26 protein-coding genes and 1 tRNA gene are annotated in these 24,599 nt (G+C 62.4%); 13 read left to right on the top strand and 14 right to left on the bottom strand.

Annotated features, from left to right (window positions below):
• Positions 1-7: 7 nt before the first annotated feature.
• A complete protein-coding gene (gene chrA / locus EFD55_RS06170; RefSeq protein ID WP_125843729.1) occupies positions 8-1,429 on the bottom strand; it encodes a chromate efflux transporter in 1,422 nt (473 codons plus the stop codon).
• Position 1,430: 1 nt separating this feature from the next.
• Positions 1,431-2,246: a chromate resistance protein ChrB domain-containing protein gene (locus tag EFD55_RS06165; RefSeq protein ID WP_125843728.1), complete on the bottom strand. Its 816-nt coding sequence runs from the start codon at positions 2,244-2,246 to the stop codon at positions 1,431-1,433.
• A 584-nt stretch (positions 2,247-2,830) separates the two neighbouring features.
• On the opposite strand from EFD55_RS06165, the gene EFD55_RS06160 reads away from it, so the two are divergent.
• A complete protein-coding gene (locus EFD55_RS06160; protein ID WP_125843727.1) occupies positions 2,831-3,157 on the top strand; it encodes a hypothetical protein in 327 nt (108 codons plus the stop codon).
• A gap of 472 nt (positions 3,158-3,629) precedes the next feature.
• On the opposite strand, the gene EFD55_RS06155 is transcribed toward EFD55_RS06160, so the two are convergent.
• The 7 genes from EFD55_RS06155 to EFD55_RS06115 all read right to left on the bottom strand — a co-directional run bounded on the left by EFD55_RS06155 (position 3,630) and on the right by EFD55_RS06115 (position 9,089).
• Entirely contained in the window at positions 3,630-3,914 is a 285-nt protein-coding gene (locus tag EFD55_RS06155) for a hypothetical protein (protein ID WP_125843726.1), read from the bottom strand.
• A gap of 193 nt (positions 3,915-4,107) precedes the next feature.
• Entirely contained in the window at positions 4,108-4,410 is a 303-nt protein-coding gene (locus EFD55_RS06150) for a hypothetical protein (RefSeq protein ID WP_125843725.1), read from the bottom strand.
• Between the two features lie 661 nt (positions 4,411-5,071).
• Positions 5,072-5,368: a hypothetical protein gene (locus tag EFD55_RS06140; RefSeq protein WP_125843724.1), complete on the bottom strand. Its 297-nt coding sequence runs from the start codon at positions 5,366-5,368 to the stop codon at positions 5,072-5,074.
• Between the two features lie 141 nt (positions 5,369-5,509).
• A tRNA-Lys gene (locus tag EFD55_RS06135) sits at positions 5,510-5,585 on the bottom strand.
• 226 nt (positions 5,586-5,811) lie between these two features.
• Positions 5,812-6,723 carry a PhzF family phenazine biosynthesis protein gene (locus EFD55_RS06130; protein WP_125843723.1) on the bottom strand — a complete coding sequence of 304 codons (912 nt, stop codon included), beginning with the start codon at positions 6,721-6,723 and terminating at the stop codon, positions 5,812-5,814.
• Positions 6,724-7,200: 477 nt separating this feature from the next.
• Positions 7,201-7,971: an NUDIX hydrolase gene (locus EFD55_RS06120; RefSeq protein WP_125843722.1), complete on the bottom strand. Its 771-nt coding sequence runs from the start codon at positions 7,969-7,971 to the stop codon at positions 7,201-7,203.
• Between the two features lie 8 nt (positions 7,972-7,979).
• On the bottom strand, positions 7,980-9,089 hold the full coding sequence (locus EFD55_RS06115) for an endonuclease/exonuclease/phosphatase family protein (RefSeq protein ID WP_125843721.1): 1,110 nt from the start codon (positions 9,087-9,089) through the stop codon (positions 7,980-7,982).
• Positions 9,090-9,281: 192 nt separating this feature from the next.
• Here EFD55_RS06115 and EFD55_RS06110 point away from each other — a divergent pair, with 192 nt between their 5' ends.
• Both EFD55_RS06110 and EFD55_RS06105 read left to right on the top strand, forming a co-directional pair.
• Positions 9,282-9,650 carry a DUF4189 domain-containing protein gene (locus tag EFD55_RS06110; protein ID WP_125843720.1) on the top strand — a complete coding sequence of 123 codons (369 nt, stop codon included), beginning with the start codon at positions 9,282-9,284 and terminating at the stop codon, positions 9,648-9,650.
• Positions 9,651-9,771: 121 nt separating this feature from the next.
• Positions 9,772-9,993 carry a hypothetical protein gene (locus EFD55_RS06105; RefSeq protein WP_125843719.1) on the top strand — a complete coding sequence of 74 codons (222 nt, stop codon included), beginning with the start codon at positions 9,772-9,774 and terminating at the stop codon, positions 9,991-9,993.
• 31 nt (positions 9,994-10,024) lie between these two features.
• Here EFD55_RS06105 and EFD55_RS06100 read toward each other — a convergent pair whose 3' ends face one another.
• From EFD55_RS06100 to EFD55_RS06090, 3 genes are read right to left on the bottom strand one after another with little or no spacing between them, the layout of a single operon-like run.
• Complete coding sequence (locus tag EFD55_RS06100; RefSeq protein ID WP_125843718.1) at positions 10,025-11,044, bottom strand: ABC transporter ATP-binding protein; 1,020 nt, start codon at positions 11,042-11,044, stop codon at positions 10,025-10,027.
• A complete protein-coding gene (locus EFD55_RS06095; RefSeq protein ID WP_125843717.1) occupies positions 11,032-12,726 on the bottom strand; it encodes an ABC transporter permease in 1,695 nt (564 codons plus the stop codon). The genes EFD55_RS06100 and EFD55_RS06095 overlap by 13 nt, the downstream gene beginning before the upstream one ends.
• A gap of 7 nt (positions 12,727-12,733) precedes the next feature.
• Positions 12,734-13,711, bottom strand: a complete 978-nt coding sequence (locus tag EFD55_RS06090; RefSeq protein WP_125843716.1) for an ABC transporter substrate-binding protein — start codon at positions 13,709-13,711, stop codon at positions 12,734-12,736.
• Between the two features lie 203 nt (positions 13,712-13,914).
• On the opposite strand from EFD55_RS06090, the gene EFD55_RS06085 reads away from it, so the two are divergent.
• Positions 13,915-15,813 (top strand): CASTOR/POLLUX-related putative ion channel, encoded by a 1,899-nt coding sequence (locus EFD55_RS06085; RefSeq protein WP_125843715.1) that lies wholly within the window; start codon positions 13,915-13,917, stop codon positions 15,811-15,813.
• 41 nt (positions 15,814-15,854) lie between these two features.
• On the opposite strand, the gene EFD55_RS06080 is transcribed toward EFD55_RS06085, so the two are convergent.
• Entirely contained in the window at positions 15,855-16,622 is a 768-nt protein-coding gene (locus EFD55_RS06080; RefSeq protein WP_125843714.1) for an alpha/beta fold hydrolase, read from the bottom strand.
• Positions 16,623-16,849: 227 nt separating this feature from the next.
• On the opposite strand from EFD55_RS06080, the gene EFD55_RS06075 reads away from it, so the two are divergent.
• The 3 genes from EFD55_RS06075 to EFD55_RS06065 all read left to right on the top strand — a co-directional run bounded on the left by EFD55_RS06075 (position 16,850) and on the right by EFD55_RS06065 (position 19,663).
• Positions 16,850-17,320, top strand: a complete 471-nt coding sequence (locus EFD55_RS06075) for a MarR family winged helix-turn-helix transcriptional regulator (RefSeq protein WP_125843713.1) — start codon at positions 16,850-16,852, stop codon at positions 17,318-17,320.
• A 138-nt stretch (positions 17,321-17,458) separates the two neighbouring features.
• Positions 17,459-18,517 (top strand): aldo/keto reductase, encoded by a 1,059-nt coding sequence (locus EFD55_RS06070; protein ID WP_125843712.1) that lies wholly within the window; start codon positions 17,459-17,461, stop codon positions 18,515-18,517.
• Between the two features lie 102 nt (positions 18,518-18,619).
• Positions 18,620-19,663 carry a DUF2278 family protein gene (locus EFD55_RS06065; protein WP_125843711.1) on the top strand — a complete coding sequence of 348 codons (1,044 nt, stop codon included), beginning with the start codon at positions 18,620-18,622 and terminating at the stop codon, positions 19,661-19,663.
• A gap of 261 nt (positions 19,664-19,924) precedes the next feature.
• Here the strand turns inward: EFD55_RS06065 and EFD55_RS06060 are convergent, their stop codons facing one another.
• On the bottom strand, positions 19,925-21,145 hold the full coding sequence (locus EFD55_RS06060) for an aminotransferase-like domain-containing protein (protein ID WP_125843710.1): 1,221 nt from the start codon (positions 21,143-21,145) through the stop codon (positions 19,925-19,927).
• Between the two features lie 323 nt (positions 21,146-21,468).
• Between EFD55_RS06060 and EFD55_RS06055 the strand changes: the two genes are divergently transcribed.
• The 6 genes from EFD55_RS06055 to EFD55_RS06030 all read left to right on the top strand — a co-directional run bounded on the left by EFD55_RS06055 (position 21,469) and on the right by EFD55_RS06030 (position 24,589).
• The gene (locus EFD55_RS06055) at positions 21,469-22,569 is read left to right on the top strand and encodes a branched-chain amino acid aminotransferase (protein ID WP_125843709.1); all 1,101 of its coding nucleotides are present in this window, start codon (positions 21,469-21,471) and stop codon (positions 22,567-22,569) included.
• Between the two features lie 170 nt (positions 22,570-22,739).
• Positions 22,740-22,949 carry an AbrB/MazE/SpoVT family DNA-binding domain-containing protein gene (locus tag EFD55_RS06050; RefSeq protein WP_125843708.1) on the top strand — a complete coding sequence of 70 codons (210 nt, stop codon included), beginning with the start codon at positions 22,740-22,742 and terminating at the stop codon, positions 22,947-22,949.
• Positions 22,949-23,326 carry a type II toxin-antitoxin system VapC family toxin gene (locus EFD55_RS06045; RefSeq protein ID WP_125843707.1) on the top strand — a complete coding sequence of 126 codons (378 nt, stop codon included), beginning with the start codon at positions 22,949-22,951 and terminating at the stop codon, positions 23,324-23,326. Before EFD55_RS06050 ends, EFD55_RS06045 begins: the two co-directional genes overlap by 1 nt.
• 118 nt (positions 23,327-23,444) lie before the next feature.
• Positions 23,445-23,693: a ribbon-helix-helix domain-containing protein gene (locus EFD55_RS06040; protein ID WP_125843706.1), complete on the top strand. Its 249-nt coding sequence runs from the start codon at positions 23,445-23,447 to the stop codon at positions 23,691-23,693.
• Positions 23,680-24,012 (top strand): type II toxin-antitoxin system RelE/ParE family toxin, encoded by a 333-nt coding sequence (locus tag EFD55_RS06035; RefSeq protein ID WP_125843705.1) that lies wholly within the window; start codon positions 23,680-23,682, stop codon positions 24,010-24,012. The genes EFD55_RS06040 and EFD55_RS06035 overlap by 14 nt, the downstream gene beginning before the upstream one ends.
• Complete coding sequence (locus EFD55_RS06030) at positions 24,002-24,589, top strand: class I SAM-dependent methyltransferase (protein ID WP_125843704.1); 588 nt, start codon at positions 24,002-24,004, stop codon at positions 24,587-24,589. Before EFD55_RS06035 ends, EFD55_RS06030 begins: the two co-directional genes overlap by 11 nt.
• The last annotated feature ends 10 nt before the right edge of the window (positions 24,590-24,599 follow it).

Below are 24,599 nucleotides of genomic sequence, written 5' to 3'. Positions count from 1 at the left end.
CTGAAGGCTAGCCGACAGCCAGCGTCCAAAGCACGCCCGCCGCCGCACAGGCAAGCAGCGTCGCGATGACCGAGGCCTTGAAGCGGAAGATCGCGATGGCCGCGGCGGCCGACAGCGCCATTGCCGCCGGCACGGCCGATTGCAGCACGGGAATATCGAGCTGCAGCCCGCCGAGCCGGACGGATGCGACTTCGGCAAACAGCGTGTGCACGCCGAACCAGACCGCGAGGTTGAGAATGACACCGACCACCGCCGCCGTGATCGCCGACATTGCGCCGGCGAGTGCGGCGTTGCCGCGCAGCTTTTCGATGAAGGGTGCGCCGAGGAAGATCCAGAGGAAGCAGGGCACGAACGTCACCCAGGTCGTCAGGATCGCCGCAAGCGTGGCGGCAAGCATCGGATCGAGCGATCCGGGATTGCGGTAGGCGCCCATGAAGCCGACGAACTGCACGACCATGATCAGCGGCCCCGGCGTCGTCTCGGCCATGCCGAGACCATCGAGCATCTCGCCGGGCTTCAGCCAGCCGAAATGCTGCACGGCCTGCTGCGCGACATAGGCGAGCACGGCATAGGCGCCGCCGAAGGTGACGACCGCCATCTTGCTGAAGAACAGCCCGATCTCGGTAAAGACATTGCCCGCACCGAAGGCGATGTAGAGTGTGGCGACGGGCACGAGCCAGAGGGCAAGCAGCACTGCCGACATTCGCAGCGACCAGCCGAGATTCGGGCGCGCATGCGCCGGTATGTCTTCGCCAAGCGCCGACTCCGCATCCGACAGCACCGGGCCGCTTCCCGCCTTGTGCCCGCCGCCCGTCTGGAAGGCGGCAAGCCCCAACCTGCCGCCGAAGAAACCGCCAAGACCGGCGGCAAGCACGATCAGCGGGAACGGCATGTGCAGAAAGAAGATGGCGACGAAGGCAGCGGCAGCGATGGCGACCATCACGCGGTTCTTCAGCGCCCGGCCGCCGATGCGGAAGACGGCCTGCACGACGACGGCAAGCACGGCCGCCTTCAACCCGAAGAACAGGCCGGCGACGAGGCCGACGCTGCCGTATGCCGCATAGATATAGCTGAGGCCGAGGATCGACAGGAACCCCGGCAGCACGAACAATATGCCGGCGACGAGACCGCCCGCTGTGCGGTGCATCAGCCAGCCGATATAGATGGCGAGCTGCTGCGCCTCAGGCCCTGGAAGCAGCATGCAATAATTCAGCGCATGCAGGAAACGGTGCTCGCCGATCCATCGCTTCTCGTCGACGATGATCCGGTGCATGACGGCGATCTGGCCGGCAGGGCCGCCGAAGCTGAGCGCCGAAACGCGCAGCCACACCCGGAAGGCCTCCCCGAACGAGACGCCGTGACGATGCCCCTCGCCCGCGTCTTTCTCCCCCGCCTGCCCGGCGGGCGCATGGCCTGTCATCTCGGCCATCTCATGGCCTCTTCTTCGGCGCGGGCCAGTTGTGGGTTTCCTCGGTCGCGTCGCGGCACCAGCGGTAAAAGGCGTCGTAGAGCAGCATCCCGGCCTCGAGCTGCTCCAGATCGTCGGAATACATGCGGGACAGGCCGAGCGAGGCGGCAAGCAGACCTGATGCCTCGGGCGCAAGATCGGGCCTTGCCGTATCGGCTGCCCGGACGATCCGCGCGAGGTGCAGAAGCGGCTCCGACGTCAGCCCGAACTCCTCGACCATCACGTCGAAGGTGCAGAGTTCGCCGCGATGGCTCCAGAACACATCTTCGATATCGAAGGGCACAGCCCCGAAACGCTCGCCGACGGCCAGAACCTCAGACGTCGGCACGAACAGGAAGACGGCGTCCGGATCGACGAAGCGCCGGATCAGCCAGGGACAGGCGATGCGGTCGATCTTCGGCCGCGCCCGCGTCACCCAGACGGTGCGCCCTTCGGCATCGCGGCGCGGCAGCTTCGCCTCGGGCACGACAGGGCCCGCCGCAACCCAGGCTTCGAAGCCGCCTTCGAGGCTTTCCGCCTCGATGCCGGCATGTCTGAGATAGGCGGCCACGCCGTGGCTGAGCTTGGCGCCCCTCTGGCAGACCACGACGACGGCATCGGCATCGACGCTGCCCGCCCAGGACGCGACGTCGGCATGGCTGCGCCGGATCGAGCCCGGCACCAGGCGCGGATCGAGCGCGAAATCCTCCTCGGTGCGGACGTCGATGATGCAGGGCGCACCCGGCGTTCCGATGAGGCGGTTGAGCTTGTCGGGAGAAATTTCAAGAAATGACGGCATGACGCGTCCTCCGTTGATCGGTGTACTGGACGCGATTCTTCAGCATGACGCCTCGTGGGGTGATCGCGACCCCATGGCAAAATCATGCGCAAACTGCCCCCGCCATGTCAAGCGCATTAGATCGCGGCGGCTTGGCGTCCGCGCGGCGGCTTGCCGTCGGCATGGCGGCTTGTCATCCGCATGAGATGATCGGCAGGCGTCATCCGAGATGTTCAGTGAACAATCTTGAAGAACGAAGCGAAGATGCCGGGGCGAGACATCGCCACGATTCCCCTTCTCCCCGGCGGGGAGAAGATGCCGGCAGGCAGATGAGGGGGTGAGCGACGATAGGAGCGAATGCACGAAGTGCAAGCGGAGGGCGATCAACGGCATGCCGTGCCGCCCCCTCATCCGCCCTACGGGCACCTTCTCCCCGAGGGGAGAAGAGGAATCGAGACGCTGCGGCAGATCCTCTACGCTCGGTGAGACGAAAGCTTATGGAACCTTTCGCAACCAAAAGCCCTGAAAACACAGGCCATCCGGCCCATAGCGGAACAAAAAGCCCGCTTCGCCATTTCTCTCTCACCGAAAGAGGAGAAAGTACCATGACGTACGACCCCAATAGCCCTAACGATCCGAACCGCCCGCTGAACCCGAATCTGGATCTGCGCACGACGCCGAGCATGCGCACCAGCAATAACTGGGTGGTCTGGGTCGCTGCATTGGCCGTGATCGCTGTCGCTGCATTCGCCTATTCGCAGTGGAGCAGCACACCGCCCGGCACATCCCCGGATACGACGGCCTCCACGACCCAATCCGAGCCGGTACCGGTCAAGCCGATCGCTCCGACCGACAACAGCGCGACATCAGCACCGGCACCGGCAACTCCGGCTCCGGCTCCGGCCACGCCGGCTGCCCCTGCCCAGCATTAATCCTGCTCGGCACATGGAACGGATACGTCCCTGGCGTGTCGGACACGCCACTCCGGGGACGGTTCAATATACTGGCGCATCGGGGAATGCCGATCTCCATTCCCGCCGTCATGCGCCACCCTGGGCATCTTTTTTACCGCGTGGCCCTTGAACCTCTTCAGGCGAATATTAAATATCACTCATACAATTTGTCTCCGACGGCTGACCACGGATGTACTGGCAGCCGCCGTTGAGGCAGATCGAGGAAGGTCGGTGCGAAATTCGCCCGGCCTTTTTTCTTGCCCTTATCACTCCCGACTGAGCAGCCCCGGCGGCAGGATTGGCGAAATCGATATCGGCCGCCCGCCCTCACCTGGATTTCGGCTTTCGCCCCCATCGGCAACGATGCCCGCCGCAATTGGCGGGAATGGATGCAACTGAGATGGCGCACGCCTTTCAGGGCAAATCGAACGGCAATCAGCCGTTCGCCGCATTACCAGCCATTGCTCTTTTTCTTGCTGTCGAAGCCCTTATACGGGTCGTAATTATAGGTGCGAGAACCGCCTCCGTAGATGGTTTCGCGATAATTCCCGCTGAGATTCTGCTGGGTCTGCGAATAGGGATCGCCGTTGCGATAGGTGTTGTAGCTGCCGCCGGAATTCCGCTCCATCGTGTAGGTATCGCGGCCCTGCGTCCAGCACGGACCGGAGATAAGCTCGCAGCCGGCAAAGGCCTCGCCTGATATCAGCATCGCCGCTGCGAAAACAAACTTGCGCATGATACGTCTCCCCAAATGAAGGTTGAAGGATTCAACCCTTACCATAAACCACTGATTTCATTCATTCCCTGCCCGCTCTTCAGTCAGCCTCGCCACCGCGCGACCGGACAAGCCGATCCCGTTCGCGCCTTCTCAGGCGCGTCAGGCTTGGCCATGCTTGGGCGGAATTACTTGGGAATTCTGTTATAGAAGGTTACTTGGGAATTCTGTTATAGAAGGACTGAGGGTCGTAGACGCACTCGTAGTCGAGGACGCAGAGCTTGCCGCTGGCATCCCTCACCCTCGCAGTGTCGTACTTGTCCCCCAGATTGCACCTGGCCGGCGGATAGCGGAAGCTGCGGCCGCCGAAGCCCATGCGCACGAACACCGCCTTGTCCTGACGGATGATCCGCGCAAGCTCCTCGCAGCTGTGATCCCTGGCATTGACCTCCACCGCCTGGGCCGCAAGGACCGCGGATGGAAGCAGCAACGCAAAAGCCAGAACGACGCTTTTCATACTCACTCCTGATGTGAGCGAATAAAGTTAGAGTGTGAGCTTCATCCGACCAGTCCGGAATGCCCCGATAAGACTGGCCGTCGCCACCCTTTCCTTTATCACCCCAGTGCTTTTACCAAGCTGTTCGAAGATATGTTCTTATTTTGTTCCAAATGCCGCAAGAGTCAATACGCCAGACGAGAAATTTTCAACCGCAGGATTCAATTGAACATCGCCTCAACGCAAAGCGTCCGGGGCGCTTCGGAGGGGAGCGGAGCCTCAATCCTGCATGGAAATGATCGCGCAACCTCCGATCCGTTAAGACGTTTCATCTATCCTGCCGATCATGAAACCCACGTTTGGACAGAGGCGCCCCGCATTACCTGAACGAAAGCGGATCGAGGCCGCTCTGGTTCCGAAGAGGGATGCGCCTTACGACTGGCGCAGGATCGGGCGATACGTCAGAAACGGTGCCCTCGCCCTTCTGATTGCCGCAAAGCTTGCCATTGCGGCCACACACTTTGCCGCGCTCAACACCTCCTACTCTTTTTCGGAGTACGGACCGCCTATGGCAGCGATGGCGGCACTGGTGATTTTCATCCTCGGAGGTCTCTGGCTCATTGGCGTGAAGCCGACTGACCGCGATTGACGCATTGCGCTCACTGCCTTTGCCGCTGAACCATCAGGGAAAATTATAGGAGGACGCCGGGTCGTAGACGCAGGCATAATCGAGAACGCACTGCTTTCCCCCGCCGTCGCGAAAACTGGCAGTGCTGCGCATGTCACCCAGGCTGCATTGAGCCGGCGGATAGCGAAAACTGCGCCCGCCGAAACCCACGCGGACAAAGACCTTCTTGTTCTGACGGACAATCTGCGCAATCTCACCGCAGCTGTGATCGGCCGCTTTGACCTGCACCACTCCGGCGGCAAAAGCCGGCAGCGGCAGAGACAAGGCGACAGCGAAGATGACGCTTCTCATGGCCCCCTCCAGTTTATGAGAGGAAGATAGGGCGAGCGCACCGATGCGGCCAGTGCGGACCGTATCGCCCGTTTCCGGAACGATTTCCAGCAGGCCGGAAAATCCGGCCCGACGTCAAATCATCAATCTTTTCAAGAGATTTGGTGGGTGATGTAGGGCTCGAACCTACGACCCGCTGATTAAGAGTCAGCTGCTCTACCAACTGAGCTAATCACCCGTCCGCGCTTGGTTGTGCGGTGTGACGGGGCGTATAAACAGGATCGGCAGGCTTGTCCAGCGCATCGGCGAAAATTCTTTGGTTAATCTCAAAGATTTTTCCGCATGGCTGAAATGCAGCGCATAACCCCGAAAATCGGAATCGATTTTCGGAAAGGATTATGCGCCGATTCAAAGTGATAGAGCGTCCTTGGCGCGTCCGTCCGGACGCGCGGCGCTCTATGAAATCAAAGGTCGAGAGTACCGCTTGCCAGCCGCACTGCCTGACCGCCGATCCGGGCGTTGGAGATCACCCCGCCGTCGACGTCGATATGCAGGTGGATGAAGGAGGGCCGGCCCATCTCCACGCCCTGCTCGATCAGGATCGGGTGATGCCCGTCCGTCAGCCGGTCGAAATAGTGGATCGCGCCGGAAAGGGCGGCTGCCGCCGACCCGGTCGCCGGGTCCTCGACGATGCCCATGCCGCTTGCGAACATGCGCGCATGAAACTTCGCCACATGGTTGACGCCGCCGCGGCAATAGACATAGGCCGAGGCGAGCGCGCCGTCGACGAAGGGCACGATCTTTTCCCAGAGCTGCGGATCGAACTCCAGCCGTTGCGCCGCGCCGACATCGTGGACCGGAATGAGCAGGAAGGGAACGCCGGCGCTCCAGATCGCGGGAACATGATTTTCGAAGCCGATCTCGCTCGTCTTCAGCGACAGCGCATCAGCGATGCCGAGCTTGTCGAGCGGCATGACGGCCTGCTGCGATTTGCGCGGCAGGTCGAATTCGGCAAAGCTCGCCTCGCCCTCTCTGAGCCGCACCGCGCAGCGCACCGGCCCGACATTTTCTTCGAGCACCGTGACGAGATCGCGGGTCGTGGCGCCGTGCGTCCATTCGGCAAGCGCCACCGCCGTGCCGACCGTCGGATGGCCGGCAAAGGGCAGTTCGCGTCCCGGTGTGAATATCCTGAGTTTCGCCGCATAGGCGGGGTTGGTCGCGGGCTGCACGAACACCGTCTCGGAGAGATTGATCTCCCGGGTGATCGCCTGCATCGCCTCGTCGCTGAGATCGTCGCCGTCGAAGATCACCGCCAGCGGGTTGCCAGCAAGCTTTCGATCGGTGAACACGTCATAGACGCTGTAGCTTCGCGCCACATCGGCCTCCTTGAATCGGTCATCGCGCCGCCAACCTGCCCGACCAGACGGTCGAGTGCAAGGCGGTAAGTCCAGTAAGAACAACGCATCCCTGGCAGGAGACGCCGGCACTCCTGGATTTATGCGTGATTGTTAATGAAAACTATATTCGATTTTGGGGAGCGGCGGTGGAGCGTGTGCGAACGCATGGCTGTCAAAGGAGGGCGTGCCGTGTGGCACCCCCCTCTGGCCTGCCGGCCATCTCCCCCACAAGGGTGGAGATCGGCTGGGTGTGACGGCTTCCCCAAACAACTAAAGCATTGTGATTGTCTATGCCGGTTGAGAGGGAGCGATGGTCAAGCTCCTTGCCAATCTCCAGCCTTGTGGGGGAGATGCCCGGCAGGGCAGAGGGGGGTGCCACACGGCACGGCGGTGCCCAGGAACCCAGGCATGGTGCATCCGAGAGGCCTCAACCCATGCCATCTTGTCCTCTACCCCTCACGCACCAGCCTTGCCGAAATACCAGTCGATCACCGGCAGCATGGCGATGTTGTAAGGATGGGCCGCGTGATCGGCCGAGCGGATCGCCACCGCACCGGCGATCTCCTTGTCTTCGGCCACCAGCATGTGAGCCTCGATCCGCTTCACCATCTCGTCGGCCGTCATGTCGAAGCGGAAGAGCCGGATGAGCGTCACCGTCCGTCTGGCATGCGTGGCGTAGAGCCCCTGCCCCGCCACGGATTGGGCGAGATCGAGCCCAGTCTCCTCGTGGACCTCACGGCGCATGTTGGCTTCGATGTCGCAGTTGTTATCGACGATATCCTCGGGTTCAAGCGAGCCGGCGGCGAAATAGACCTGGCCGGGATTGGCGGTATGGGCGCCCATGCGGATCGCCACCAATGCGCCGTCGGAGCTTTCGAGCACCGGATAGGCGAAGATATGAATGCCGCCTTGGCGCTCAGGCTGGCGGCGCCACCACATGAAGGCGGAAAAGGGAACGACGTAGCCCTCGCCCGAGATTCCATCCTCACCGAATGTCAGCCGCCGCTGGAAGACGAGACGCCCGTCGAAGAGCGCCGGGTTGGCGGCGCTCTCCTTCACCCAGTTCTCGCGGATCGCCGCTTCCTCGGCGGCGACGAAGGGATGGGTGCCGGGCATAACCTTGAGATCGACGCCGGCGATCGGGAAGACCGTGGCTTCCAGCGGCCAGCCGGCAAAATCATCGGAAAAATCGGTGTTCGGAAAATTCACGTTCAAATTGGTTTTCATGTTCGTTCTCAGGGGAGATCCAGTGTCATGACGAGGGGGCAGTGATCGGAGGCCTTCGGCCGATCCCAGCCGGTGCGGGGATAGCGCTCCACCTCCTGCCCGGGCGGGAAGATGGTGCGATAGGGCTGGCCGTTGCGGATGATCTCCGGCAGGCGGCCGGCATTGTGGGCGGCGAGCGCGGGCGAGAGCCAGAGATAGTCGAGCTGGCAGAGCCACTGCTCCTGCGGCCCGCGCGTGTGATAGAGCGTCCAGCGGTCGAGAGCCTCGCGGCGACGCACGACATTTTCGGCAAAGCCGTCATGGCTGAAGACGTCGAGCGCGCTTTCGGCCTCGTCCTGATGCTCGAAACGATAGCCGGCGCCGCGGCGGCCGATGACGTCGACGCGCTCCTGGTAATCATTCATGTCGCCGCAGATGGCGAAGCTCTTCTTATCCGTCTGGCCGGCGCCGAAGCGGTCCTCGATGATGCGGCGCACGGCGCGCGCCTCGGCACGGCGGATCGGCATGGTTGATTGCCGTCCGTCGAGCCCCTCGCGCGGATTGCCCATCGATTTGAAATGCACGACATAGAGCGAAAACGGCCGGCCGCCGATCAGCAGATCGAGTTCCAGGCAATCGCGCTTGAAGATCTTGTCGTCGATGCGGTTGGTGAGCGCCAACTCCTCGTCGAAGAGATCGAGATCGCGATAGGTCGTCATCGCGTGGCTCTTGATATCCTGCAGCTCGATCTTCTGGCCGTCGCGCGTTTCCTCGCGCATCAGCACGGCGACATCGATGCCGCGGCTGTCATTGCCCTCCACCAGGAATTTCTGCCGGTAGCCGTTTCCGACCATGCGGAAGAGATAGCCGTATTCGAAGGCCTGAAGCGCGGCCATGTTGTCGATTTCCTGCAGGCAGAGGATATCGGCATCCGCATCGGCGATCGCAAGCGCCGTCATCTGCCTGGTGTCGTCGGTCGCGGCGATCACGCGGGCCTGCTCGAGCTGCTGATAGACGCCCTCGCTCGACACCTCGAAAAGCTTGATGACGCGGTCCTGGCGCAGCTGGTTGCGGAAGCCGGTGAAATCGAAACGGGTCAGGAGATTTTCGACGTTGAAGGTGGCGAGGCGAAGCGACATGGAATGAGTCCGGTTGCAGGCGCTACCTTAACCAGCGGAAGCGGCAGGAAAAGATGGCACGGCCAAGAAAAGTGCGGACGCTCGATGCTTTTGCCGAAAGCGTCCAGCTATGACTTAGGCTGCTGACATTCCGCCACAGGCCTCTGATAGTTTGCCGGACGGCAATCGCCGATTCGCACGCGGGGACATTTCATGAAACGAATTCTGGCATCGCTTGCAGTTCTGACACTCCTTGCCGGCGCCGGCCCGGCGCTCGCCGACACCTATGGCGCCATCGCCTATTCGCCGTCATCAGGCGCCACCGGCTGGTCCTATGCCTATGGAAGTCGCGGCGCCGCCGAAACCGTCGCCCGGCGCAATTGTGACGACAGCGCAAATGACTGCCGCATCGCCATCTGGTTCCGCAACGGCTGCGGCGCGGTCGCCGTCGGTTATCGCGGCGGCTGGGGCTCCGGTTGGGGTTACGACCGCCGCGAGGCGCAGCGCCAGGCGATCGGCAGTTGCAGCAGGCAGACCGGCAGCTGCCGCGTCATCCGCTGGCAATGTTCGGGCGGCGAATGAGCTCGGCTGGGTTGCCGCAAAACCATCGCACCACTAATCCCAAGACGGTGGCGATGATCGCTAAAGTCATGTAGCCTCTGATTTCATTGTGTATTTTAGGTGCGCAGGAGCCCCAAAAGTCGTGACCCTCGAAGAGAAAGAGATACTGAAAGCGCTGGCGTGGATGTGTGAACAATACATAAGCCAAGGCAACGGCTATCTGAATCACAAGGCGATGTATGCCGGCGAACTGGCGGTCGAGGTTCTCGCCGCTTACGGGCTGGTTGAGCCAGCTCCCCTAGGTGGCCGCTGGACGAATAAGGGAATGCTTCTTCTCGACGATTCATCGGGCTTCAGCTTTTGAATGTCGCTGTACGAGTCTAGCGCCGCCTTCTCTAAAGCCGCCACCCGGCGCGGATGACGACGCGGACCGCCTCGCCGGGCACGACAGCGACGCGGCTGTAGGCGCGCAGCGTCTGGCCGTTGCCGAGCGTCAGTTTCACGGCATAACGCTCGCCCTCGAAGAGCACGGATTCGACGGTTGCTCGCGCGCCCTCGCCGCCGATGATCACATCCTCCGGCCGCACGAGGATATCGGCGCCATCGGTATTGGCGGCATGCAGCGCATCCTGAAGCTCGTCCCACTCCAGCTGGCGTTCGCCGCCCATGACCGGCAGCGTCAGGATCGCGCCGCGTCCGATCAGGCCGCCGACGATGCGCCCTTCCGGCCGGGCATAGATCTCGGCCGGCGGCGCCACCTGCAGCAGGCGGCCTTCCGACATGACGGCGACGTCGGTTGCCAGCGCCATCGCCTCGCTCTGGTCGTGGGTGACATAGATCATCGCAGCGCCCGAGCGCTGGTGGAACTCGCGGAACGTCTCCTCCATTTCCTGCTTCAGGTGCCGGTCGAGATTGGCGAGCGGTTCGTCGAGTAGCACCACGTCGGGCGATGTCACCAGGCAGCGGGCGAGCGCCACGCGCTGGCGCTGGCCGCCCGAGAGATCGGCCGGCCGCCTCTCGGCGTAATCGGCAAGCCGGACGGTGCCGAGGGCATCGCGCACCTTCGCCCGGTAGGCTTCGCCTGATATGCCGCGTACTTTCAGGGGATAGCCGACATTGTCGGCGACACTCATATGCGGCCAGAGCGCATAGGACTGGAAAACCATCGCCATGTTGCGCTTTTCCGGCGGCAGCGATTTCGAGGCATCGGCCAGCAGCCGCTCGCCGAGATGGATCGAGCCGTCGCTCGGCGTTTCGAAACCGGCGATCATGCGCAGCACCGTCGTCTTGCCGCAGCCGGAAGGCCCGAGCAGCGCCAGGAAGCCGCCCTCGCGCACGTCGAGCGAGAAATCGCTGACCGCGGCGCGCCCTGTGCCGAAATCCTTGGCGAGCCGGTTGAGGATCAGTTGCGCCACGGGACCACTCCTTTCGGCAGGCGTTTTGCCAGGAGTTCGAGCAGCAGCATCATGACGACGACCATGAGGACGACGAGCACCGAGAGCGCCGAGGCAAGGTCGGAACTGCCGCTGTCGTCGAGATTGTAGATGGCGACGCCGAGCGTCTGTGTGCCGGCCGACCAGAGCAGCGCCGAGATCGTCAGCTCGTTGCAGGCGATCAGGAAGACGAGGATGACGGAAGCGCCGGCGGCCGGCGCAATCAGCGGCACGATGATATCGAAAAGCCTACGGAAGAAGCCGGCGCCGGAAAGCCGCGCGGCCTCTTCCAGCGCCGGATCGAGCTGATGACAGGCGCTGACGACGGGTTTCAGGCTGACGGCGAAAAAGGAGGAGAAATAGGCGATCAGGATGATCCAGATCGTGCCGTAGAGCGAGATATCGAGGACCGGAATGGGGGCTGCGAAGACCAGGATGAAGGACACCGCCATGACGATGCCCGGCAGCGAATAGGGTATCTCGATCAGGCTGGCGACAATGCGGGAAGCCGCATCCCTGCGCCGCGTCAGGACATAGGCCTCAAGCACCGTCAGCACGAGGAGACCAAGTGCCGTTGCGCCGGCGAGCGACAGTGAATTGACGAAAGCCGTGCGCGTCACCGCCTGCCGGAACAGGATTTCCTGAAAGGCATGCAGCGACATGGTCTTGAAGGTGAGCGGCACGCCATAGGCCGGCACCAGCGCACCGGCGACGAGCGCCAGGAAGGGTGCGGCCAGCATGAGGAACAGGATCGCCCAGAGCAGCGGCGTGAACAGCAGGCGCCAGGCGCCGAGTTCGAAGGCAGCACCCGCGCCCGACAGGCCGATGACGCGGTAATCGCGGCCGCGCAGCGCCCGGTCCTGGATCATCAGCCCCGCGACCGAGATCATCGCAATGATCGCCGAGAGCACGGCGACATCGCCGAAGGTGCGGCTGGTGAAGGCTGAGAATTTGGTGAAGATCAACGTCGGCAGCGTGAAGATCGAAGCCGGAATGCCGAGAATGGCCGGAATGCCGAAATTGCCGGTGCAGGAGACGAAGGAGATCGCCGCTCCCGCGATGATGCCGGGCAGCGACAAAGGCAGGATGATGTCGCGGAACACCCGCAGGCTGGAGGCACCGGAAAGCCGCGCCGCCTCGACGCCGTCGCGCGGCAGCGTCATCAGCCCTGCCCTGAGCGCCAGATAGACCAGCGGCGCATGCTGCACGCCATAGAGCAGCGCGATGCCGCCGACGGAATAGAGCGGCTGCGGCGAACCGAGCGGCGGGGCGATGGAGAGCGCCTTCAGCAGCGGACTTGATGGACCCGACATCTGCACCCAGGCAAGCGCCGTCACCTGCGGCGGGATCATCATCGGCAGCACGAAGAAGAAGCTGAGCGCCCCCTTGCCGCGAATATCGGTCAGCGTCAGCAGGAAGGCGAAGAGGCAGCCGATGACGAGCGAGATGACGGTGCCGAGAACCGCGGTGACGACAGTGTAATAGGTCGCCGACCAGAGCGACGGCTCACTCAACACATCGATCACGCCGCCACTGGCGAAAGCCGCGATCCCGACCATGGCAAGGCGGGCGAGCGGCAGCACGCTGAGGATCAGGACTGTGGTGACGATAAAAGGAAACAGCCAGGCGGGCTGGCTGTTTCCTGTTCTGACATATCCTTGCATGGAAGGATCAGTTCGAGCCGTAGATGCCCGAGAAGGTCTTCAGATCCTGGTCGGTATTCTTCAATGCTTCAGCCGCCTTGATCGGCAGGACCTTGATGGCGTCGCGCGCCGGAAAACCTTCCGGCAGCTTCATGCCGTTGCGGGCCGGGATGTAGCCGAGCTTCAGGAAGCCTTCCTGGCCCTTTTCGGAGAGCACGTAATCGACCAACTTCTTGGCGGCATCTGCGTTCTTGGTGCTGGCCAGGATGCCGACCGGCTCGGTGACGGCCGAAACGCCTTCGCTCGGGAAGACGAACTCGACGGGAGCGCCCTTGGCCTTCTCGCGGATCGGCAGGTAATCGACGACCATGCCATAGGCCTTTTCGCCCGAGGCGACCGACTTCAGCACGGCGCCGTTGCCACCGGCCGCGATCGCGCCGTTTTGCGCAAGCGACTTGTAGAAATCCCAGCCGAGGCCGGGAACGGCAGCGAGCGTCTGGGCGTGGATCAGCGCCGCGCCCGAGGCAAGCGGGCTCGGCATGGTGACGAGGCCCTTGGCCTCCGGCTTCGTCAGGTCTTTCCAGCTCGTCGGCTTCATCGCCGCAGAGGTGTTGTACATGATGCCTGTCGTGATCAGCTTGGTGGAGTAGTAGTAACCGTCGGCATCATAGAGAGCGGCGTCGTAATGGGCTGCTTCCGGCGACTTGTAGGCGAGAAGCTTGCCATCCTCCTTGAGGCGCTCCAGCGTCACCATGTCGGCGATCAGGAGAATGTCGGCGACCGGATTGCCGGCCTGGATCTCGGCCTGCAGCTTGGCGATGATCTTCGGCGTGCCGTCGCGGACCCAGTCGACCTTGATATCGGGATTGGCGGCCATGAAGCCGTCGACCGTCGCCTGCGCGTCTTCATTCGGCTGGCTGGTGTAGAGAACCAGGTTTGCGGCGGACGCTGGAATGGCGAAGAGGCTCGCGGCGAGAAGCGCAGCGGCGGAAACGATCGTTTTCATGGGAAGATCCTCGATTTCGTTACCCCTCCCATATTAGGGGCCGTTGACAGACATGTGACAGCACGCCGCAGCCGCCAGACGCCATTCCCACAACCTTCCCGCCGAGTTCGCTCGCCCCGCCGACAATACAGTTGATCGCCCTCCCGATTTCTGGAATCGCCTGTGAATGCGGCCCGTCCGGGCCGATTCGAGGGGACGGCGGAATGAAAAGAACACCCTGGCGTGCGCGCCTGCGCTACCAGTTCGACAAGAGCATGGCGGCCGGCCCGATCGCGCTGATCGGCTGGCTGGCGGTGATATCGCTGGTCGTCATCATCGCCGCCGGGCTGGTACTGGCGCTGACGGGCATTGCGCCCGACGGCAGCGAGCATATGAGCTTCGTCGAGGGCGCATGGGAATCGCTGATGCGCACCATGGATGCCGGCACAATGGGCGGCGATCTCGGCTGGCCCTTCCGCAGCGTCTCGCTCGTCGTCACCATATCGGGCATCTTCGTCTTCTCCGCCCTCATCGGCGTGCTGAGCTCGGGTCTCGAAGAAAAGCTCGACGACCTGCGCAAGGGCCGTTCGCAGGTGCTCGAAAACGATCACACGATCATCTTCAACTGGTCGCCCTCGATCTTCGACGTCATCTCCGAGCTTGTCATCGCCAATGCCAGCCGGCGCCGCCCGCGCATCGTCATCATGGCCGCCAAGGACAAGGTGGAGATGGAGGACGAGCTTGCCGACAAGATCGGCGACTTCAAAAACACCCGCATCATCTGCCGCAGCGGTGATCCCACGGATCTCTACGACATCAACATCGTCAATCCGCAGACCTCCCGCTCGATCATCGTGCTGTCGCCGGAAGGCGGCCATGCCGACTCCGAGGTCATCAAGACGGTGCTCGCCCTCGTCAACGATCCGGGCCGGCGCGCGCAGCCCTACCAGATCGCCGCCGAGATCCGCGATGCGAAAAACGCTGAGGTAGCACGCATCGTTGGCGGCAAGGAGCTGCAGCTGGTCCTGGCCGACGACCTGATCTCCCGCATCGTCGCCCATTCGAGCCGCCAGTCGGGACTGTCAGGCGTCTATTCCGAGCTGCTCGATTTCGACGGCTGCGAGATCTATACGCTCGACCAGCCCGAACTCTCCGGCAAAAGCTTCGGCGCCGCCGTGATGATGTACGAGACCTCGACGCTGATCGGCTTCTGCGACACCGAGGGCGAAGTCTATCTCAACCCGCCGGCAAACCGCATCTTCCAGCCCGGCGAGCGCGCCATCATCATCGCCGAGGACGATGCGGCGATCAAAAGCGGCGCGGTCGAGATGCGCGTCGACAAGGAGGCGATCGTCGCCCCGGTGGCACGGGAGGCGAAGGCCGAACGCACGCTGATGCTCGGTTGGAACCGCCGCGGCCCGATCATCGCCCACGAGCTGTCGCGTTATGTCGCCGCGGGCTCCGAGCTTACCGTCGCCGCCGATACGCCTGGCATCGAGGAAGAAGTCCGCGGCCTGAAGCTTGCCGGCGACAACATGAAAGTCACCTGCCGCGTCACCGATACCAGCAGCCGCGCCGAACTCGACGGCCTCGGCGTTCCGGCCTACGACCACGTGCTGGTGCTCGGCTACTCCGACCACATGGGCCCGCAGCCGGCCGATACGCGCACGCTCGTCACGCTTTTGCAGCTGCGCCGGATCGCCGAGACCAACGGCCGCCACATCGGCATCGTCAGCGAGATGATCGACGTGCGCAACCGCGAACTTGCTGCCGTCACCCGTGCCGACGATTTCGTCGTCAGCAACAAGCTCGTCAGCCTGATGCTGGCGCAGGCCTCCGAAAACGCCCAGATGGCGGCGATCTTCGACGAATTGCTCGATGAGGACGGTTCCGAGATCTACATGCGCCCGGTCACGGACTATGTGTCCATCGACAGGCCGGTGACCTTCTATACGATCTGCCTGGCGGCGCTGCGCCGCGGCGAAGTCGCCATCGGCTATCGCCGCCAGCGGCCGGGCGATGCCGACGCCCGCAATCTCGCCGGCGTCGTCGTCAATCCCGTCAAATCGGATCTCCTGGCCTTCGCCGAAGCCGACCGGCTGATCATCCTAGCGCGGCAATAGATGGGATCACGGCGCTTGCGCGCCGTGATCCTGGTCGAACGTTATTTCGCGGCCTTTTCAATAAGGTCTGCCACCTTCTGCGGCTGCGAAACCATTACGACGTGGGAAGCGCCCTCGACCACGACGGTCCCCTTCGAGCCTGCCCGCTCGGCCATGAAGCTGAGAGCTGCGGCCGGGATGTTCTTGTCGCCGGTGCCGTAGACGAACCACGACGGCAGCTTCTTCCAGGCGGGCTCGCCCGACTTTTCGGTAAGGGCTGCCTCGGTGACCGGCCGCTGAGCCGCCGCCATCAGGGCAGCCTGTTCAGCCGGCACGTCGCTGGCGAATTGGTCATGGAACTTCGCCTGATCGATATAGAGATCGACGCCGCCTGCGCTGAGCTTCACCGGGGGTGCAAGCGCTGCGCCGAGTGTGCCGCCGGGAAACTTGCCGGCGAGATCGGCAACCGATTCCCCTGCATCAGGCGCGAAGGCCGCGACATAGACCAGCGACTTGACGTTGTCATGGCCGTTTGCGGCGGTCGAGATCACCTGCCCGCCATAGGAATGGCCGACGAGAACGACCGGGCCGGCAATGCTGCTGACCACGTCAGAAACATAGGCGGCGTCATTGGAAACGCTGCGCAGCGGATTGGCGGCAGCCACGACCGGGAACCCGTCCTTGCGCAGGATTTCGACGACGCCGTTCCAGCTGGATGAATCGGCAAAGGCGCCATGAACGAGGACGATGGTCGGCTTGGCCGGCTCGGCAACGGCGGTACCGGAAAGAAGCGCGCCCGCCAGGGCGACGACAGCAGCAAACTTGAACATTGGTCATTTCCTTTCGTCGGTTGAGTTTCACTAGGCATGGTGAAGCAGGCAGAGGAGGATCACTTGTTTCCGCATCTCTTGACGCGGCAGGCGGTTCACTCGCATTCCCAACATTTAATTTGTAAGCGATTTACTTGTACGCGATCTAAATAGGTCGCTTCCGCCGAGACGTCAATAGCTTGCAAATAGATCGCGCACAAATTATATTGAAGCCTGAGGAGAATGTGATGACAAACGCCACATCAGATGATCTCGCCGACGTGCCGAAGGTCGATGAAATGCTTTGCTTTTCAATCTACTCGGCAGGCCACGCCTTTAACCAGCTTTACCGCCCGCTGCTCGACGAGTTGGATCTCACCTATCCGCAATTCCTGGTGATGACCGCATTGTGGGCGCGTGACGACCGCACGGTCAAGGATCTGGGCGAGACGCTGTTTCTCGACTCGAGCACCCTCACCCCGCTGCTGAAGCGGCTGGAGAATGTCGGCTTCGTCACCCGCAACCGAAATCCCGCCGATGAGCGCCAGGTCCTACTGCGCCTGACGACGAAGGGGTACGCCCTGAAGGGCCGTGCCGCCCATGTGTTCGACTGCATCGGAAAAGCCGTCGGCCTCGACGCCGTGACCGTCGATAAGATTCGGGAAACGATTGCGTCCATCCGCGACAACATTCACAAGAAGGGCAGCGAAGAGACCTGACGCGGCACGCCAGACGGCCGGACGATGTCGGCGCCCACAATCTTGCCTAAGCCTCACGCAGGCGTGAACGCGCCGCCATTGCCATTTCGCCGCGCTGAGGTACGTCAATCCTGTATTTTCCATGAGGGAGGAATTTCAATGGAATATCGTCTGCTTGGCCGTTCGGGCCTGAAGATTTCGACTTTGACCATGGGCACGATGACGTTCGGCGGCGTCGGCTGGGCGAAGATGGTGGGTGATCTCGGCGTCACCCAGGCGAAGAAGATGATCGACATGTGCATCGACGCCGGCATCAACCTCATCGACACCGCCAATGTCTATTCCAACGGCGAATCCGAAAACATCATCGGCGAGGTTCTCGCCGGCAAGCGGCCGCAAGGCGTGCTTCTCGCCACCAAGGCCCGCTTCGGCATGGGCGAAGGCCCGAACGACAGCGGCCTGTCGCGCTACCACCTGATCCGCGAATGCGAGGCGAGCCTGAAGCGCCTGAAGACCGATGTCATCGACCTCTACCAGGTGCATGAATGGGACGGCCAGACGCCGCTCGAAGAGACGATGGAAGCGCTCGACACCCTGATCCGGCAGGGCAAGGTGCGTTACGTCGGCTGCTCGAACTATTCCGGCTGGCACATCATGAAGGCGCTCGGCATCGCCAATGAGCACAAGCACCAGCGCTTCGTCAGCCAGCAGATCCACTATACGCTGGAAGCCCGCGACGCCGAATACGAGCTGCTGCCGATTTCGATCGACCAGGGCCTCGGCGTGCTGGTCTGGAGCCCGCTCGCCGGCGGCCTGCTTTCCGGCAAGCACCGCCGCAACCAGGCAGCCCCCGAAGGCACGCGCCAGTTCGCCGGCTGGACCGAGCCGCCGATCCGCGACGAGAACCGCCTCTGGAACATCGTCGAGACCCTGGTCGCGATCGGTGAGGAACGCGGTGTCTCGGCCGCGCAGGTGGCCCTTGCCTGGCTGATCGGCCGCAAGGCGGTGACCTCGGTCATCATCGGCGGCCGCACCGAAGCCCAGTTCCACGACAATATCGCCGCCGCCGAGCTGAAGCTCACGGAAGAGGAGCGCAAGCGCCTCGACGCCGTCAGCCTGCCGCCGGTGATCTATCCCTATTGGCACCAGCTGAACACGGCGAGCGACCGGTTTGGCGAAGCCGACCTCGAGCTTTTCGGCCCGCATATCAAGCAATAAAGCAAGGGCAGTTACGGCATTGCACGGTGAAAGTGATGCGTCACAAAAGATGCACTTTCACCGTGCTATCGTGAGATCCCGCCACCGCCAGGGAGGTTCTCCATGCTGAAGAATTACAAGGTCCTGAAGGGCACGGCGAGCGCGCTCGCCCTCGATGACGACAACGATCCCCACATCGAGATCCGCATCGAGGCGAACGGCGTTAGTTATCGCATCGCGCTCAACGTCCGCTCCAAGGAATCGCCGCACGACCTGCTCTATGCCAACATCGTCGACTTCAAGCACCCGGTACTGACCGAGGCGCTCGAAGCCCTGCCGATGGGCCTGACTGATATCCGCAAGGACCGTCCCGAGCTCGCGATCGATTATGTCCGCGGCGGCCTGATCGAGCGCGAGGACATGAACGTCGCGCCCTTCCAGCTCTCTGGCCCGAAGAACGACCTTCGCGATTTCATAGAGCCGATCGTCCAGGAAGGCATTGCCGATACCGACGTGCATTTCTATGCCTTCGGCGAGGCCTGGGGACCTGAGAACAATAAGCCGGACGAATATTTCCACTTCGAGCCCGGCAACGGCATCCACGATATCCACATGAACCAGGGCGACGGCGGCAGCTTCAAGGCCACCAATGCGCCGAACCAGGACGGCGCGCTCCTCGTCCATTTCAACGACACCGACGAATGGGTGGCGATCTTCCTTTGCTTCCAGTCGCAGAACTGGAACACCGATGCGGCGACCGGCCATCCCGTCTCCGAGAACCGCGGCGGCCAGGGCCGCGGCGAAGGCACGCGCCGCCCGCAGCCGGTCGTCGCCTCCTCGCTGCGCATCATCGCCGCACTGATCAACCCGGTGAACGGCGAAGGCGGCGTGGAAGCCGAAACGGTGACGCTCATCAACCGCTCCGACATGTCAGTATCGCTCGACGGCTGGAAACTGGAGGACGAAAACGGCCGGACCCAGACGCTATCGGGAACCCTTGCCGCCGGCGAACTGCGCACCATCGCCCTCAATGCCGCAGCCGGCGGCCCACAACTCGCCAACCGAGGCGGCGATATTATCCTGCGCAACGGCGACGGAGCGGTGGCCGATCGCGTCGGTTATGGCAAGAGCGAGACGGCAAACGAAGGCTGGACGACGATCTTTTGATTGGGGTTTGCTCCTCACCAGCTTGCTCCCTCTTCTCCCCAGCGGGGGTCCGAAGGACGGGTTGAGACCCGTGGCTCAACCCCGGTCGCTGGCCCGAAGGGTCGGATGAGGGGGCCACACGGCACGCCCTTCATGTTGCCCTTCGCTTACGCTCAGCGCATTCGCGGCTTGCCGCTCACCCCCTCATCTACCTGCCGGCATCTTCTCCCCGCTGGGGAGAAGCGGAATCGTGGCGACGTCCCGCTCGACACCTAGCCCTGCTCAGCCACCAATCTCGTCTGCAATCAGCTTGCCGAGTCGGCTGATGCCGTCTTCGATCATCTGGTCGTTGGCGCAGGAGAAGCTGAGGCGGAAAGTGTTGGCGCCGGAGCCGTCGGCGAAGAAGGCCTTGCCGGGCACGAAGGCGACCTTGGCGGTTTCGAGCGATTTGGCGAGCAGCTTGGCGCCGTCCATGCCTTCCGGCAGCGTGATCCAGATGAACATGCCGCCTTCCGGCTTCGTCCAGCTCGTGCCTTTGGGCATGTATTTCTGAAGCGCTGCCAGCATGCAGTCACGCCGTCTCATATAGACGGCCTTGATCTTGGCGACCTGCGCGTCGAAGCCGCGCTCGGCGACATCGGATATTGCCATCTGGTTGATCGTCGAGGAATGCAGGTCGGCCGCCTGCTTCATCAGCACCAGCTTGCGGATGACGGGCGCATTGGCGACGATGAAGCCGACGCGAAGGCCGGGCGCCAGCGTCTTGGAAAAACTGCCGCAATAGATCGTGCGCGTATCGTTGATATGGCCCTTCTCGGCGATTTCAAGCGCCAGGATCGGCGGGATCGGTTCGCCATCGTAGCGCAGCGACTGGTAGGCGGCATCCTCGATGACGGCGATGTCGAGTTCTTCGGCGAGCGCCAGCACCTTCCTGCGGCCGGCAAGATCGACCGTTTCGCCGGTCGGGTTGGAGAAATCGGCGGAGAGATAGGCGAATTTCACCTTGCCGCCGGCAGCGGCTGCTGCCGCGCGATATGACTCCGGCGTCCGGTTGCCGCTCGGCGTCAGCTGGTCGTAGGCGGGCTCATAGGCGTTGAAAGCCTGCAGCGCGCCGAGATAGGTCGGCCAGGTCACGAGTGCGGTATCGTTTGGCGACAGGAAGAGCTTGCCGAGATAATCGAGCCCCTGCTGCGAGCCGGAGACGATGAAGACGTTGTCGAGTTCGCAGGGGATGCCGAGCGAGACCATCTGCCCGACCAGCCATTCGCGCAGCGGCTTGTAGCCCTCGCTGACCGAATATTGCAGCGCCGAATTGACGGCGGTGCTTTCGAAAATATCGGCATAGGCCTGCTTGAATTCCTGATCCGGAAACAGCGCCGGATCGGGAATGCCGCCGGCAAAGGAAATGATGTCGGGCCGGTCGAGAAGCTTCAGCAGCTCGCGGATCTCGGATGCGCGCATGCGCGACGAGCGCGACGCAAACATGGTGTCCCAGTTCAGCATGGGGTTTCCTCATATTTTTTTGGCATTGCCACCAGACCACGCGGGAAAATTTATGTCAACAATACTGACCTATTTTCTTGTCGCAGTGACAAGTTTGGAAGTTTTATATTCCAAAGCCTTTCCGGGAGATCCGCGAGCGTCTTTCCGATAGGGATGAAATTTCCGGGAAGAGGCTCGATCCCGAATTTGCGGCTCGACGTCAGCCACATCGAGCGGTTATTCCTCTGATCAAAGCCGAAACCGGCTGATTCAGCTCTTTCCAAGACCAGCTCGGCGGCAGTAGTGTCGCCGCCACAATTCAATGTACTATCAAGGTGCCAGCAATGACCGTGACGTCGGCCTCTCCTGAAATCAAAATCGAACTCCACAAGTCTCCCGTCTCGGATGCCGACCGCATCAAGGCATTGGAGGCGCCCGGCTTCGGCAAGGTCTTCACGGATCATATGGTCCTGGCACGATGGACGGCCGACAAGGGCTGGCACGATGCGAAGGTTACGCCGCGGCGTCCTCTGGAGCTCGATCCTGCGAGCGCCGTGTTGCACTACGCTCAGGAAATCTTCGAAGGCATGAAAGCCTACAAGGCAGACGATGGCCGCATCCTGCTCTTCCGGCCTGAAGAGAACGCCCGCCGCTTCGCGCAGTCGGCAGCCCGCATGGCAATGCCTGCCGTGCCGGAAGAACTCTTCCTGAAGGCGGTCGAAGAACTGGTCCGCGTCGACAAGGCCTGGATTCCATCCGGCGACGCCAGCCTCTACCTTCGCCCCTTCATGTTCGCCAACGAGGCGTTTCTCGGCGTTCGTCCGGCTCAGGAATATATCTTCTGCATCATCGCCTCCCCGGTCGGCGCCTATTTCAAGGGCGGCGCGAAGGCGGTCTCCCTGTGGGTCGAGACCACCTATACCCGCGCAGCCGCCGGCGGCACGGGTGCTGCAAAATGCGGCGGAAACTATGCAGCCAGCCTCGTGGCGCAGGCTGAAGCGGCGAAGAAGGATTGCGACCAGGTCGTCTTCCTGGATGCAGCAGAGCATCGCTGGGTCGAGGAACTCGGCGGCATGAACGTCTTCTTCGTCATGAACGACGGATCGGTGGTGACCCCGCCGCTTGGCGGCACGATCCTGCCGGGTATCACCCGGGCCTCGGTGATCACGCTCGCTGGAGAAAAGGGCTTGCGCGTCGAGCAGCGTCCCTACTCCTTCGCGGAATGGCAGGCCGACGCTGCCAGCGGCAAGCTCGTCGAAGCCTTTGCCTGCGGCACGGCCGCGGTCCTTGCGGGCATCGGCCTGGTTCGACATGCCGGCGGCGAGTTTCTGGTCGGAGACGGACAGACCGGCAAGCTGACCACCGAATTGCGCCAGCAGCTTGTCAGCCTGCAGAAGGGCGTAACGAATGACGAGCGCGGCTGGACGCGCCTTATCCCGGCCTGAAATCCGAATATTAGGCACGCCGCAGCGTTCCCGACGGGCGGACATAGATCGACAACTTCGAAACCGGGCGCACCGCCCGGTTTTTTGTGATCAAATCAGAAAAACGGTTCGCCATTGACCGACGCCAGTTCATTTCTTACCTTCTATCAATTGATAGAGGAAAGGTAAGAATGGCAACCGCAACCCTCTCTGCAAAATTCCAGATATCCATTCCGAAGGAAGTGCGCGATGAGCAGCACTGGTCGGCAGGTCAGGAATTCGTATTTATACCGAAAGGCAAAGGCGTGCTGCTGATGCCGGTTCCCACACTTGCCGACCTTCACGGCATGGCCGAGGGTGCGGACAAGAAAAACTATCGCGACCGGAACGATCGCTTCTGATGCGCGTGGTCGACAGCTCCGCATGGGTGGAATGGCTGACGAAAAGTGTGACGGGAAACCGCCTTGAGGCTGAAATCCCGCCACGCGATCAATGTATCGTCCCGACGATCGTCCAGCTCGAGCTTTCCAAATGGTTGGCACGCGAAAAAGACGACGAAGCCGTCGACAGCTTCATCGCCTATACCGCCAGATGCATCGTGGTGCCCCTCGACACGGTCCTCGCCCGCCGCGCCGCCGAAATATCCGCAACTCTGAAGCTCGCCACCGCCGATGCGATCATCTACGCGACGGCCGAGCGCCACGATGCCGATATCCTGACATGCGACGCCCATTTCAAGGGCCTCGAGCGCGTCGTCCATATCGATAAAAAAGACTGACCTGCATGTGACCCAAGTGCTCGACGGCACCGATCAACGCTTCTATCACAGCGGGGGGAATGGTAATCTGGCATCAGGGACAGCTGAAAACCGGCATGTGCGGACGGCACCGAATTCAATGGCGAAAATGACGATCTCGCTTCCGGATGATCTGGCGGACTACGTCGCGCGCCGTGTCGCAAGCGGCAGGTACGACAGTGCCGACGCATTCCTGGCGGAACTGATCGTGAAGGACCAGGATCACCGCAAGCTCGATGACGACGAACTGCGTGACATTCTGACGTTGGCCGAGGAGAGCGGCGTCAGCGACCGGCGCATTCCCGATATCCTGTTGGAAACGAAGGCGAAGCTGCGTGACTACCTATAGCCTAACCCGAACCGCGGACGCCGTACTCTCAGGCATCGACGAATATGCCAGTCTGCATTTCGGCGAGGCGCAGGCCGATGCCTATCTTCTCGACTGGGACAGGATTTTCATTCTTCTTTCGCGCGTGCCTTCCATGGGAGACGAATGCGAGGAGCTCGGCGCCGGCCTTCGCCGCCTCCTCCACATGCGCCACGTCGCCTTCTACCGCGAAGTACCGGAAGGCATCCTCGTCATCGACATCATCGGTGCCGACCGGCTTCCCGAAAGACACCTTCAATCCAACCGCCGGCCGAAACCATCCGACCCGCATGCCCAATGACAGCACCTCCGCCTTCTACCGGGAGAACGCGAAGACATACGCCAACCGGGCGCGCAACCTGCCGAAACATCAGCTCGATGCCTTCCTGGCCCGGCTTGCGCCAGGCGCCGCCATCCTCGAACTCGGCTGCGGCGGCGGGCAGGACAGCGCCTATATGCTGTCGCAGGGCTTCGACGTGACGCCGACCGACGGCTCGGCCGAGCTTGCAAGACAGGCCGAGGCACGGCTCGGCAAGCCCGTACAGGTGATGCTGTTCCAGGACCTCGACGCCGAAAGCATCTATGACGGCGTCTGGGCGCATGCGAGCCTTCTTCATGTCCCCCGGCCGGACTTGCCCGACGTCTTCGCCCGCATCCACCGCGCGCTGAGACCGGGCGGCCTCCTCCACGCAAGCTTCAAGGCCGGAGAAGCCGAAGGCCACGACGGCCTCGGGCGCTACTACAACTACCCCTCCGCCGAATGGCTATCGGACCTTCTGACGAAAGGCGGCTGGCGCGACTTTGCCATCGCCGAGCACAATGGCGGCGGCTACGACGGCAAGCCGACCCGATGGCTTACGGTCAGCGCGGAGCGATAAGCGCCCTACC

Origin of the sequence: Rhizobium pisi (assembly GCF_003938655.1) — a bacterium.
Taxonomy (GTDB): domain Bacteria; phylum Pseudomonadota; class Alphaproteobacteria; order Rhizobiales; family Rhizobiaceae; genus Rhizobium; species Rhizobium pisi.
The sequence above is the reverse complement of the archived record's forward strand: the minus strand, read 5'-3'. Positions and strand labels throughout refer to the sequence as shown.